Source organism: Mesorhizobium sp. B2-2-4 (assembly GCF_006442375.1).
In the GTDB taxonomy this organism is placed as follows: domain Bacteria; phylum Pseudomonadota; class Alphaproteobacteria; order Rhizobiales; family Rhizobiaceae; genus Mesorhizobium.
The window spans coordinates 67183-79935 of sequence record NZ_VFWB01000005.1 but is presented as its reverse complement, the minus strand read 5'-3'; the positions used below and the strand labels follow the sequence as shown (position 1 = coordinate 79935).

The 12753-nt window shown below is 60.1% G+C and carries 10 protein-coding genes; all 10 read left to right on the top strand.

Features of this window, described 5'->3' with window-relative positions; genetic code table 11:
* The first annotated feature begins 431 nt into the window (after positions 1 to 431).
* The 10 genes from FJ959_RS13855 (at position 432) to FJ959_RS13810 (ending at position 12506) form a co-directional block, all read left to right on the top strand.
* Positions 432 to 1625, top strand: coding sequence for a succinylglutamate desuccinylase/aspartoacylase family protein (locus tag FJ959_RS13855; protein ID WP_140630814.1), 1194 nt, complete (start codon positions 432 to 434; stop codon positions 1623 to 1625).
* A 79-nt stretch (positions 1626 to 1704) separates the two neighbouring features.
* Positions 1705 to 3147, top strand: coding sequence for an amidohydrolase family protein (locus FJ959_RS13850; protein WP_140521318.1), 1443 nt, complete (start codon positions 1705 to 1707; stop codon positions 3145 to 3147).
* A 266-nt stretch (positions 3148 to 3413) separates the two neighbouring features.
* The gene (locus FJ959_RS13845) at positions 3414 to 3995 is read left to right on the top strand and encodes an HdeD family acid-resistance protein (RefSeq protein ID WP_140499407.1); all 582 of its coding nucleotides are present in this window, start codon (positions 3414 to 3416) and stop codon (positions 3993 to 3995) included.
* Positions 3996 to 4010: 15 nt separating this feature from the next.
* On the top strand, positions 4011 to 5144 hold the full coding sequence (locus tag FJ959_RS13840; protein ID WP_140556215.1) for an efflux RND transporter periplasmic adaptor subunit: 1134 nt from the start codon (positions 4011 to 4013) through the stop codon (positions 5142 to 5144).
* Complete coding sequence (locus FJ959_RS13835; protein ID WP_140630377.1) at positions 5141 to 8302, top strand: efflux RND transporter permease subunit; 3162 nt, start codon at positions 5141 to 5143, stop codon at positions 8300 to 8302. The genes FJ959_RS13840 and FJ959_RS13835 overlap by 4 nt, the downstream gene beginning before the upstream one ends.
* Positions 8303 to 8540: 238 nt before the next feature.
* Positions 8541 to 9248, top strand: a complete 708-nt coding sequence (locus FJ959_RS13830) for an META domain-containing protein (protein WP_181171825.1) — start codon at positions 8541 to 8543, stop codon at positions 9246 to 9248.
* 18 nt (positions 9249 to 9266) lie between these two features.
* Positions 9267 to 10448 carry an alpha/beta fold hydrolase gene (locus FJ959_RS13825; RefSeq protein ID WP_140565652.1) on the top strand — a complete coding sequence of 394 codons (1182 nt, stop codon included), beginning with the start codon at positions 9267 to 9269 and terminating at the stop codon, positions 10446 to 10448.
* 38 nt (positions 10449 to 10486) lie between these two features.
* Positions 10487 to 11194: an MgtC/SapB family protein gene (locus FJ959_RS13820; RefSeq protein ID WP_181165254.1), complete on the top strand. Its 708-nt coding sequence runs from the start codon at positions 10487 to 10489 to the stop codon at positions 11192 to 11194.
* Between the two features lie 62 nt (positions 11195 to 11256).
* Positions 11257 to 11457, top strand: a complete 201-nt coding sequence (locus FJ959_RS13815) for a hypothetical protein (RefSeq protein ID WP_140499417.1) — start codon at positions 11257 to 11259, stop codon at positions 11455 to 11457.
* 68 nt (positions 11458 to 11525) lie between these two features.
* The gene (locus FJ959_RS13810) at positions 11526 to 12506 is read left to right on the top strand and encodes an AraC family transcriptional regulator (protein ID WP_140584247.1); all 981 of its coding nucleotides are present in this window, start codon (positions 11526 to 11528) and stop codon (positions 12504 to 12506) included.
* Positions 12507 to 12753 lie beyond the last annotated feature (247 nt).

The window sequence follows — 12753 nt, the reverse complement described above, 5'->3', positions numbered from 1 at the left end:
AAGAACATTAGTTCATTCTAATATATACAACTCCGGCAAGCAATGTTGAAGGTGGATGTAATACCCTGTCTACTACCAGCATAGAAGCATGTTAATCAATCGTTAACATGCCATCCGGCCCATTTGAGGTATCCACCAGGAATTCGCGAACTGGGCTTAATTGTACCCGACGGAAGTTGTGGAGGTGGCTGCGTGATATCCGAGGCTTATCACACCGGTTGTGGTGGCTCTCAACTCAGTATGCAAGGCATCCCAATCATAGACCACCAGTCCATTTTTCTTGTTGGAGGCTGTACTCCCTGAAATGTCTTGTGGGACTAATGCCCGGATACCACGCGCACAACGGGAATCGGTAAGGACGATCTAGCCGCCCTCGCAGGCGTCACCGCGAGATCTGCAGCATGATCCTCATCGGCAGGGACCACACAGCCATGGCGCATGAAACCAGCGAGGGCCTCGGACGTCGCGACTTCATGATCGCATCGGTCGCTACCATCGGCGCTGCCGCTGCGCTCATGGCCGGGCCGGCGCAGGCGCAAACGGGCTCGGCACCTGCAAACGCGTCTCCCGCAGGGACGTCGGGGACCGTCTATACCGGCGATGTCATCGACGGAAAGAAGGTCATCAGTTCGCTTGACATCTCGGATCTGAAACCAGGCAAGCACAGCCTTTATTTCCAGGGCGTACAGATGCCGACGGGCCAGCACTGGTACGTCTCGGTGATGGTCGCCAAGGGGGCAGCCCCAGGCAAACGACTGGGGCTGATGAGCGGCGTGCATGGCGATGAAATGAGCCCCATTCAAACCGTGCAATCCGTAATGCGTGAGCTCGATCCGGCCGCGATGTCGGGATCGGTGATGGCGGTACTCGACATTTCGCGCCGCGCAATGGAAGGCATGGAACGGAGATGGCCGAATTCGGGGCGCGGGATCGACCTGATCGACATCAATCGGTTGTTCCCTGGCAACGAGGACGCTCCCGACGCGCCGACGCGCCACGCCGGCCTGATATTCAACCGGCTTCTGCGGTCAAACCTCGACTACGGGATCGATTTTCATACAGCCGCCACGGGCATGGACGCGACGGCGTTCCACCTTGCGCGCATGGATCTCCCCGAAGTGCGGGCGATGGCGGAACTCTATCCGGTCGATCAGATTTTCGACAACTTTGGCGAGCGAGGTCTTCTCGCCAATGCCCTCATCGATGCCGGCATTCCCGCCTTCACGCCCGAGATCGGCAAGCCGCGGATCTTCGATCACGACATGATCGCCCTGTTCGTCGAAGGAACGATGAACGTCATCAAGCACCACGGAATAATTTCAGGCCCTATCGGCAGAACCAGCAAGGATTCGAGCGTTTTCGTCGCGGACGGCATGTTTCCCGTCACCGCGACGCATGGCGGTTTCATCGAATTGTTGGTCGAACTCAATGAGACCGTTCGGCCCGGACAGAAAGTTGCAGTCCAAAGGAACACCTTCGGGGAAATCGTCGCGGAATACTCCGTGCCTCTCGGCGGCGAAGTCGGCGCCAGGCGGACCGATGCAACAGCGGAGTCGGGGACTCCGATCGTATTCCTCATCTTTGACAGCGCCAATCCTGTCGGCGGCGATGTGTTGGTCGAGTAACGGGACCTGAAACGACAAGAACCGCGACACGAAGCGCCGTCCGGCAGGTGTCAGTGTCGCTCAACCGAAAGCAAAAGACATGCTGCGGCTAGGCTCGAAGTACGGTCACCTCGTTCACAGTTCTGGTTGCGGTTGTCTCAATCCCGATCTTCAACGAGTCTCTCGTCGTCTGGAGGCCTTTTCCAGGCGTAGTTTTCTCTCCGGTTTCGGGGCTGCCGCCATCGCCGGGGTGCTGACAAAGCCGTCCTTCGCGCAGACGGCCGCGCCCCCTTCCAAGATCCTGTTTCGCGAAGTCCGGCTATTCGACGGCAAGTCGGGTACGGTGAAGGACGGAGCGCAAATCCTGGTGGAGGGCGGCAGGATTTCCGGAATCGATATGACGAACGCCCCTCCCCCGGAGGACGCCACCGTCATCAAATGCCGCAATGGCGTTCTCATGCCAGGGCTCATCGACGCGCATTGGCATGCGATCTTCGCGGCGGTCCCGGTCAACATCCTGCTTAACGGCGACCCGGGGATTATCTTCGCAGCGTCCACCGCCGAGGCGGATCGCACGCTCAGTCGCGGCTTCACCACCATACGCGATCTGGGAGGTCCCTCCTTCTCCTTCAAGCAGGCTATCGACACCGGGCTGATCCCTGGCCCGCGCATCTATCCCTCCGGCGCGATGATCACGACCTCCGGGGGCCACGCCGATCTTCGCCTGCCAAGCGAGATTCCGCGCGACGGCGGCAAGCTCAGCAAAGGTGAACTCCTGGGGGGAGCGGCCATCGTCGACGATATCGGCGACCTGAAGATGCGGATCCGGGAGCAGCTTCTCCAAGGCGCGTCACAGATAAAGTTGGTGGGCGGCGGTGGCGTATCATCGCCCCGCAGTCCGCTGGACATCGTCACCTTCAGCGAAGAAGAGCTGCGGGCAGGCGTCGAGGTGGCACAGGATTGGAGCACCTACGTTACCGTGCACGCCTATACGTCTCGCGCGATACGACGCGCGCTGGCAGCTGGGGTGCAGTCGATCGAGCACGCGCATCTGATGGACGAGGACACGGCGGCGATGATCGCCGAGAAGGGCACATGGCTAAGCACCCAGCCCTTCCTGACGGCGGAGGACACCGGCCCGCTGACGGGACCTAGCGCCGACCGCGCCCAGGAGCTTTTCTCAGGGACGCCGAGGATATATGCCTTTGCTCGCAAGCATGGCATCAAGACGGCCTGGGGTTCCGACGTGCTGTTCTCGCCTGCGTTGGGTCCGCGCCAGAGCATGATGCTCACGCATTTGGCCAACTGGTACAAGAACGCCGAAGTCCTGCAGATGGCCACCTCCGGCAATGCCGAACTGCTCGCACTCTCCAATCTGCGCAACCCTTATCCGGGCAAGCTCGGCGTCATCGAAGAAGGAGCTTTCGCGGACCTCTTAGTCGTGGACGGCAACCCGCTCGACGACATCCGGCTGATCGAGGATCCGCATAAGAACTTCGTCGTCATCATGAAGGACGGCCGGCTTCACAAGAGCACCCTTTGAGAGTCAGCGGAAAACCGTATGCCGCCTTCACTTCCCAGCAATCAGTTAATCCGACACGGCCTCATGGTCCTGACGAAGCAAGGCCGCGAGAAAATCTCGACTAGGCAGTCGTCGTCATCGGGAAATCTCGCCGCGAGGCAACCAGACAGGCTCCTGACGCTCCGTCCGGCAGACTTCTTCCTGATACTTTCCATTGAGCGCTCTCGGCTCTCTTCTCTGCCCGCAGGGTGCGAGATCGATATTTAGAACCTGCATGGAACGGGGACATGCCAGAAAAATCGGATCACCCACCTGCAACGCCATATGAACGGGCCGAAATCGAGCAGGGCAAGTGGCGCAGGTTTCTGCTCTTTGGGCTCCTCCTGCTTGCGGGCGGCGTGTTTTCAGTCGCAGTTCCCAGCGTTTCCAATTTCGCATCCAACGTCGTGTTCGCCGTGGCCCTGATGGCAGTCGGCGTCATCAAGGTCATCCAATCGCTCTGGATCAAAAGTTGGGTGGGCTTCGTGTGGCAGGAACTGACCGGCTTCTTCGAGCTCATCGGCGGCATCATGATTTACTTCAATCCTATCAAAGCATCGGCCGCAATATCACTGTTCATAGCGTTTGTACTATTTGTCCACGGTGTTCTTCAATTAATCATCGCCGCTGAAGTCAGGAAAGTCGGCGGCTGGTATTGGTTCGCCGTTTCCGGAATCGTGGCCATATTCGCTGCTTTCTCCATACTGCTGAAGTGGCCGATCGTCAGAGAGATGCCGACTGGCTTGGTGGCCGGATTTTCCATGATGATTGCTGGACTGGCGTATCTCGTCATTGCCCTGAGCGTGCGCAGGACGAAGATTTTGTCTTGAGAGCAGGATCCGACGATGATGAAAAGCAATTTTGACTTTCGAGCCAGGGTCGTGGCGGCCGCATTGCTAGTCAGCGTGGGCGGCTTCGCGGGAGCGGCACGTGCGCAGACCGCGGCGACGGTGCCAGTGGTCGTGCAGAAGGTCCAGTCCGGTCCGGCAAACGCGCCGCTGACATACAACGCGCAGGTCGAGGCGATCGATGCGGTCGACATTCAGGCGCGCGCGTCCGGCCTGCTCAAGGAGATCAGGTTCTCCGAAGGCCAGCACGTGAAGGAGGGCGATCTGCTTTTCGAAATCGAGCCGGATCAACTGTCGGCGGCGGTAATGTCCGCACAGGCGCAGGTGGCCAGGACCGAAGCCACCCGCAACGCCGCGCGACAAAGCCTCTCACGCGCCAGGGACCTGCTCAGCCGCAGGACTATTTCTCAGGCCACGTTGGATGACGCGCAGGCTGCATTCGATGTCGCCGCGGCGGATGTTCAAAGCGCCAATGCAGCCCTCAATACGGCCGAACTCAATCTTTCCTATGCTCAGATCAGGTCTCCCATCAATGGCACCATCGGCCGCTCCCTGGCGACGCGCGGTAATCTCGTGGGGCCCGGCTCCGGATCATTGGCGCGCATCGTACAACTCGATCCTATCCGCGTCGCATTCTCGATCGCTGACAGCACTTTGGTCGACATCAGGCAGAAACTTGCCGGTGGTCAGAAGATCGATGCGAACAAATTCCACCTGAGTCTGTCTCTCGCCAACGGCACACAATTTGCTTTGCCGGGGCGGGTGCAGTTCATCGACAACGAGGTCAATCAGCAGACTGGTACCGTCGCTGTCCGCGCGCTGTTCCCCAACCCCGACCACATTTTGGCGCCTGGCCAGTTCGTCCGGCTAACAATCGTCGACGAAGAAGCCCGGAAATTGCCGATGGTGCCGATGGCGTCCGTTCTTCAGGACCGCCAGGGCAAGTTCGTCTTCGTGCTCAACGACAACAATACCGTGACCAGGCAGGCGATCACGACCGGTGCGCGCATCGACAATCGCTGGGCGGCGACGAGCGGATTGGAAGGCGGCGAAACGATCGTCGTCGAGGGCCTGCAACGCGTTTCCGATGGTCAGCAGGTCACCCCCCGCGAAGCGGAGGGTACGCAATGATCTCGGACCTCTTCATCAGCCGCACCCGGCTCGCGATCGTCGTCTCGATCATCATTTCGATCGCCGGCGGGATCGCGGTGTTTTCCCTTCCCATACAGCAGTATCCGCAGATCACCCCTCCAACGGTGACGGTGTCGGCCTCCTATCCGGGAGCAAGCGCGGAAGTCATCGCCGACGTGGTGGGCGGCCCGCTGGAGACGGCCATCAATGGCGTGGACCACATGATGTACATGTCGTCCACCAGCTCCAATGCCGGCCAATACACGCTATCGGTGACCTTCGAGGTCGGAACCGATCCCGAGACAGCACAGATCAACGTGCAGAACCGCGCCCAGCTGGCGATCTCGCGCCTGCCGGCAGCGGTCGCGCAGCAAGGTGTCTCCGTGCGTGCCCGCTCGCCGGATTTTATCCTCGGCATCGCTTTCTATTCGCCGGACGACAGCCTCGATGCGCTGGCGATCACTAATTTCATCACCACGACCGTCGCCGACACGATATCGCGCGTGCGGGGCGTCGGCGAGGCTTCGGTCGCCGGGGCTTCGGAATACTCGATGAGGGTGTGGCTCAACCCGCAGCGCATGGACGCGCTTAGCCTGACGCCCGACGATGTCTCGGCCGCCATCCAGCGGCAAAACATCCAGGCGACGCTCGGACAGGCCGGCGCCCCCCCGCAGGCGCAGGGCTCGGAGCTGCAATACACTCTGGTCGCGCAGGGGCGGTTGAGAAGCGTCGAGGAATTCGGGGACATCGTCGTGCGCACGGGCTCGGCGGGGGCCAAGGTCTACCTGCGCGATATCGCGCGGCTCGAGCTTGGCGCGCTAAGCTATGCTTCGAGCGCCAGCTTCGCCGGACACGCCTCGGCGATGATGCAGATCAACCAGTCGCCCGGCGCCAACGCCATCCAGACCGCGGCGTCGGTCCGCGCCGAACTGGAGCGCCTCTCGTCACGCTTTCCCAAAGGCATGCAGTATCACATCGTCTACGACGCGACCCGCTTCGTGAATGCCAGCATCTCGCTGACGGCCAGAACCCTGCTTGAGGCGTTCCTGATCGTTCTCGCAGTCACCTACGTCTTCCTGCAGGATTGGCGCGCCATGTTCATCTCGGCGCTTGCCATCCCGGTTTCCATGCTCGGCGCCTTGGCGGTGCTGTTTGCCGCCGGCTATTCGCTGAACATGATTTCTCTTTTGGCGCTGGTGCTGGCGATCGGCCTGGTGGTGGACGATGCCATCCTTGTCGTCGAGAACGTCAAGCATGTGCTGGAGGATACCCCTGACATCGCGGTCGCCGACGCCACGCGCAAGGCGATGCACCAGATCACTGGGCCGATCATTTCCACGACCTTGGTGCTGCTTGCCGTGGTGACGCCGACTGCGTTTCTCGGCGGCATAGGCGGCCAGCTCTACCGGCAGTTCGCCGTGACGCTGTCTTCGGCCCTGGTGATTTCCTCCTTTGTCGGATTGACCCTGAGCCCGGCGCTGGCCGCACTGCTTTTGCGGCGCGATGTGGGCCATTTCAAGCGTGGCCCGCTGGCCTGGTTCACGGCATTCATGAACAAGACGCGTGACGGCTATGGACGCCTCCTCGGGTTTCTGGTGCGGCATTGGTACGTGCCGATGGCGGGATTGCTTGCCTGTTTTGCCGCCGCCTATCTGATCTTCACCGGGCTACCGTCGACTTTCCTGCCCGACGAGGACCAAGGCGCGTTGTTCGTCGACATCCAGTTGCCCAATGCCGCTTCGCTCGACCGCACGAAAGCCATCGTGGAGGACGTGCGCAAGATTCTGACCGACACCGGAGGCGTGCAAGACGTCATCACGGTTGCGGGGTTCAGCATCCTTCAGTCGACGAGTTCGCCGAGCGGCGCAATGGCGGTCGCGGCGCTGAAGCCCTGGGACGAGCGCAGGTCCAGCGAACTGCAGCTCGCCGGCATCCTGCAGGCGCTGCGGGTGAAGTTCTCCCAAATTCCGGGCGCGAACGTCGCCGTGTTCGCGCCGCCGGCGATTGCCGGCATCGGCTCGGTCGGTGGCCTGGACTTCCGCCTGCAAGCGCTTGAAGGACAGCCGCCACAAGAGATCGCGCAGGTCGTCGGCGCCCTGCTTGGCGCCTTCAATCATCTGCCGGAGCTCGGCGGGGCCGCCACCACCTTCAGCGCCAATGTCCCGCAGGTCTATGTCGACGTCGACAGAACGCGCGCCGAAGCGCTTGGGGTAAGCGTGTCGGACGTCTATTCCACCATCGGCGCGGCCTTCGGATCGCGCTACGTAAATGATTTCACGCTCAATGGCCGCGTGTTCCAAGTCAATCTGCAGGCCGATGCCGATTTCCGTGCCCATGCGGAAGACATCTTGAACCTGCATGTGCGTAGCCGGAACGGCACCATGGTGCCCTTGAACAATCTGGCGTCGTTGACGACGATCCTGTCGCCATTCGCCATCCAGCGTTACAATCTCTCGGTCGCCGCTCCCATAAACGCCATTACCGCACCTGGAAGCAGCAGCGGCGGCGCCATGGACGCGATGGAGAAGACAGTGGCCCAACTGTTGCCGAATGGCTATGGCTTCGAGTGGTCAGGCCTGTCGTTTCAAGAGCGCCGCGGCAGTGGCCAGGAGGGGCTGGTCTTTGCGCTGGCGTTCCTCTTTGCCTATCTCTTCCTTGTCGCCCAATACGAGAGCTGGTCGCTTCCGTTGATCGTCATCCTTTCGCTCGGAGCGGCTCTCTTCGGCGCCATAGCGGCATTGAAGGTCTTCGGGATGCAGAACAGCCTCTACGTGCAGATCGCCATCGTGCTGCTGATCGGACTGGCGGCGAAGAATGCCATCCTGATCGTGGAATTCGCCAAGGAGCGGCGCGATGAGGGACTAAGCGTAATGGAGGCGGCGCGGATCGGGGCCGAGCAGCGCTTCCGGGCCGTCATGATGACCGCGGTTTCCTTCATCCTCGGGATCATTCCTCTTGTCGTGTCGACTGGCGCCGGCGCGGGCGCGCGGCGGGCTGTTGGCGTCACAATTTTCGGGGGCATGGCCGCGGCTACGACGATTGGCCTGTTGATCATCCCCTCCGTCTATTTTGTCGTCCAGAAAGCAACCGAGTATCTGTCGTCCCGGCGTCCGGGAGATCGTACGGAACGCCTCGACACGATCGAACCATCACATTGAGGTTCGTTCTCGCCAAAGGGCGGTCGAGATGGCCCGCGGCAACCATTTATGTTCTTGGAATCTCAATTCTTGGCTTTGCGTCCATTTCTTCGCCGAATGGACTCGTTCTCCGAACCGCGGCGATGGACTGACGGCCGGATGCAAGTACATTCGGCGCAATATTTGGCGAAGTTGCCCCCAGAGGCCGGTTTCCGGGCGGCCTTCGAGTTCAGTGACGCATCGTCTGGAGGCTGCAACCGTGAGTCCAGAGTCCTGCTCATCCTTGCCGTTGGCCGCTTCGCTCGCGGTGTTGTCGCTGTACGCCACCGCAACGAGCAATGCGGAGGCTGCCTCGTTGGCTGCACGCGGCAACGAACCCGGTTGGCAAATCAGCATCTCGGACACCGCGCTCAGCTTTAACGCCTTAGGGGGCGAGACCTTCACAGTTCAGCCGGCTCCGCGTCCCACAAGGCAAGGCGACGCCGACACCTATCTGGCGACGGTAGACGGCCGGCAACTCGCGCTGACCATCGCTGCCAAAATATGCGTCGATACCATGAGCGGAATGCCATACCCCCAAACCGCGACCGTCATCCTTGGCGACCGGAAATTTGGGGGCTGCGCCGGAGAGCCGGGCGACCTCCTTCACGGAGATTGGCTCGTGGACGAAATTCGAGAAGAAACCACGGTCTCCGATTCGAAACCCACCCTTGCCTTCGAGCCAGATGGACGCATCCATGGGAATGGCTCGTGCAATCGGTTCTTTGGCGGCTTCGCCTTGACCGGAGAAGCGCTGACGATCTCGGAAACCGGCTCGTCCAGGATGATCTGCGATCAGCCCCTCATGGATCAAGAGCGCAGTCTTCTGAAGGCACTCGGGTCCGTCCATCGTTTTGAAGCCCCACAGACAGGACGAGTGCAACTGTTGGACAAGGACGGCCAAACGCTGGTGAGTTTACGAAGATAAGCCGGCGCGGCCAGCAGCATGCAGAACCCCGCAGGACGATTTGTGTTGGTTATCTCGCTGGCGTTGCTGGTGCAAAGCTGCGCCGGTCCAAGAGCCGTGACGGGCCTTGCCTCGCCTGTACAAATTAGCAACAAAATGTCGGCTATTTCCTTCCTGATTGCCACCACGCGCACAAGGTTCCCCACCTCCGAACCGCCCTATTCGCGGGATCGTTCCCCGACGTTGAGTTTTTCGCAGTTGACTGTCGTCGTGCCGGCCACACACCGGCCGGGCGTCGTCGAGACGTCATCGACATCACCCGATCCGAAGCGCCATTTTTCCGCTCGTGATCTTGTCCGCTTCGAGAACAGAGCATCCTTCGCAGGTCGGTTGAACGGGATGCTGGCGAAGCGTCCGCCTTCGGAGCGCGAGGTGTTTATCTTCGTGCACGGCTACAACAACAATTTTGCCGAAGGCCTGTTTCGTAATGCCCAAGTCGTCCACGACTACCGCATCTCCTCGGTTCCGGTTCATTTCTCCTGGGCGTCGGCGGGATCTATCGGCGCCTATCTTTTCGATCGCGATAGCGCTCTCCAGGCGCGGGACGGCTTGGCCGAAACGATCGAAATCGCAGCTCGATCGAACGCTAGCGGTGTTTTCATCGTCGGCCATTCCATGGGCGCGTATGTCGTAATGGAGGCGCTTCGCACCCTTGTATTGCAAGGTAAGGCGGCGGTTACCTCAAGAATCCGCGGCGTCTTGCTTGCCGCGCCCGATATCGATCCAGATGTCTTCAGCAGCCAAGTCAGGGACATACCCCAACTGCCGCACCCCTTCACGATCGTTGTCTCTCGGCGAGATCGCGCCTTGAGCCTGTCGCGGCGCATTGCAGGTGGCCAGCCACGAGTCGGCAGTGGCTTCGATATCCCGCTCCTCCAGAAAAAGGACATTCAGGTTATCGACATTTCCGACGTGGACGGCGGCGGCCACAGCGGCTTTGCAACGTCGGAAACACTGATGAAGCTGTTGAGGTCCGGGCCCCTGCTGCGCCGTCTCATCGTGAACGAAGATATGCCGGTCGAAGACAAAGCCGAAGAGACCCGGCAGATCATCTTCGATAACGCCTCCCTCGTTCTCCATCTGCCGCTCACAATCCTGAAGCGGTCGGCATCCCGGCAATCCGTGTCCCAGCAGCCGGCGTCCGAGATCGGCGCCATGTGATGAAAGCCCCTGCATTTTGAATCAGACGGAATGAACATTTGGAAGCTGAAGTCGCGATAACTCAATCAATCCTGCTGAAGCTTGTGCTTGCGTTGCTGCTCGGCGCGCTGATCGGTGCGGAACGCCAGTACCGGCAACAATATACAGGACTTGTGACGCACGCGCTGGTCGCACTGGGCGCGGCGGCATACTCCTCGCTGCCGGGCGCTCTTGGCTCAGGTCTCGATCTTAGAATGGGGGCTCAGGTCGTAACCGGCATTGGCTTCCTTGGCGCCGGCCTGATCATCAGGGACGGTTCCAACATAAGAGGGTTGAGTACGTCCGCGACGATCTGGAGCACTGGCTCTGTCGGGGTCTTCGTAGGCTTTGGCTTTCTGCTGCTGGCCGCGGAAACCGCAATGCTCATTATTATACTCAATTCGCTTCTTCCTAATTTCTCAAGATTCTTTCGAAGGCACTCTCAGGAACAACCTGCCGTCGAATACACGTACACTATAGAGATCGTATGCTCACGAGATAATGTTTATTTGCTCAGATCGATTCTGCTTCAGACCATCAATACAAACCTCCTCCGCCTACGCTCCCTTAACAGCCATCCCATCAATGAGGGCGACGCCATGAGAATAGAAGCAACGTTGTTCAGCAACCGTGATGATGCGCAATCAGTCGAACGCGTCGTCGCTCACCTCGCGCTCGACTCGAATGTTCAGTCGGCTTCCTGGGAGCCGGAAGAAAAGACCGAATAGAGCGAAAGCCAGAAAGACCCTCGACACCACCTCGAAACGTCAAATTTTAAGGAGCTGCTACAATGGAAGGAAACACCAAGGCCTTGTTGGCAAACAAATTGATAGCTATCGGCCTCTTGCTCATAGGCTTTCTCATTTTTGCATCGGGCTATCGCTATGGCTCTCCATCGAGCATCATGGTTGGCTGTCTTCTCTTTGCTATCGGAATCATTCTTCTGATTATAAAGATCGCCCGCAGAAACAAGCCGGACTCGGTTGCTTGACTTATCGAGTTGGACGAAAGCGATCGCGTCCAACTCCAGTCCGGACAAAAGACTTGGAGAGGCCCTCGTTGTTGGAGGCTCCTAACTGGTACGCCCGCCAGTATAATTCCGTGGTCGCGCGCACCCGCGAGTCCGATCCCGACGCGGAATTCCATATCCAGCAGATTGGCGAGCAGCGCCATGCATCGAGCCTTGCAACGATAGACTATGGCGACGCGTTCGTCCTCGATTTGCGGGACAAGGGTGGCATCGCCATGTCCGGGGCGATCAATGACGATGCGTTGACGGCGGTGTTCCTCTGGGGCGAAGGCACGACCTTCAACGGACAACGGAGTGAAGTACCGCAGTTGCGGATCATCGGCCCGGGAACAGAATTCAAGCTGGAGATGCCAGGAAGCTATCGCCTCATGCGGATCGGTCTGCGTGGGTCCGCGCTCGAGTCTCTGCGCACGGCATCAGCCTCCCACCTGGGCCAGAGGACCGCGCTGATGCCAGGGATACATGAGCAACGCCTCACGGCAGGAGCCGAGCTGGAGCTTCAGCAGAGGCTGCTGCGAACCGTCGGGTTCGCGGAAGCTGCAGCACAGCGTGGCTATGACCTAAGTGCCGGCCTGGCCGTTGCGGCGAGCGAAGCGGGCGCCGCGCTCGCGCGGGTGCTTTCCCTCACGGAGCAACCATCCCCCCGCGCCCTCGGTTCCAGCGATCGGCGCGATATCGTTGATGCCACCCTGGCCATTCTGGAGGCAAGGCCTCATAGCCCTGTTTCCGTCAGTGCAGTCTGCGAGGTACTGGGCATTGGCGAGCGAATGTTGGAGCGCGCCTTTCAGGAACGTCTGGGAGTCAGCCCTCGAGCTTACGAGCGGGAGCGGCGGCTTCGGGCCGCGCACGGCCTTATCCTGACGCAGGGCGATCGCCTCTCGATCACCGACATCGCCATGAGCTTTGGTTTCTGGCACCTGGGCCGTTTCGCTGGAGCCTATACGTCAATCTTCGGATGCTCCCCCAGTGAGGCGCGTCGGCGCTTCTGGAGACACGCAGCACCAGACTGATGGGATGCTCAAACCTGCCGATCCGAGGCTGGTTAACGCGGTGCCTCAGGCATTTTGATCAGGATGGGAAGACGATGAAGCCGTCGGCTCCTGTGGACGGAGGCAGTCAGCAGAAATGCCGGATCCCCCGCGGTCGGCGAATCCTAAAGCCAACAACACACCTACGCGTAGGGCCTCATCACAGCTATGTGCAGCCCGCATTCGGCCTAGTTGCCTGCTGAACCACCCCAATCCGAGAGCTTTCGGG

Coding starts and splice junctions, on each gene's coding strand:
- FJ959_RS13855 (WP_140630814.1), top strand. CDS start 432: ATGGCGCATGAAACCAGCGAGGGCCTCGGACGTCGCGACTTCATGATC.
- FJ959_RS13845 (WP_140499407.1), top strand. CDS start 3,414: ATGCCAGAAAAATCGGATCACCCACCTGCAACGCCATATGAACGGGCC.
- FJ959_RS13850 (WP_140521318.1), top strand. CDS start 1,705: ATGCTGCGGCTAGGCTCGAAGTACGGTCACCTCGTTCACAGTTCTGGT.
- FJ959_RS13840 (WP_140556215.1), top strand. CDS start 4,011: ATGATGAAAAGCAATTTTGACTTTCGAGCCAGGGTCGTGGCGGCCGCA.
- FJ959_RS13815 (WP_140499417.1), top strand. CDS start 11,257: ATGGAAGGAAACACCAAGGCCTTGTTGGCAAACAAATTGATAGCTATC.
- FJ959_RS13835 (WP_140630377.1), top strand. CDS start 5,141: ATGATCTCGGACCTCTTCATCAGCCGCACCCGGCTCGCGATCGTCGTC.
- FJ959_RS13825 (WP_140565652.1), top strand. CDS start 9,267: ATGCAGAACCCCGCAGGACGATTTGTGTTGGTTATCTCGCTGGCGTTG.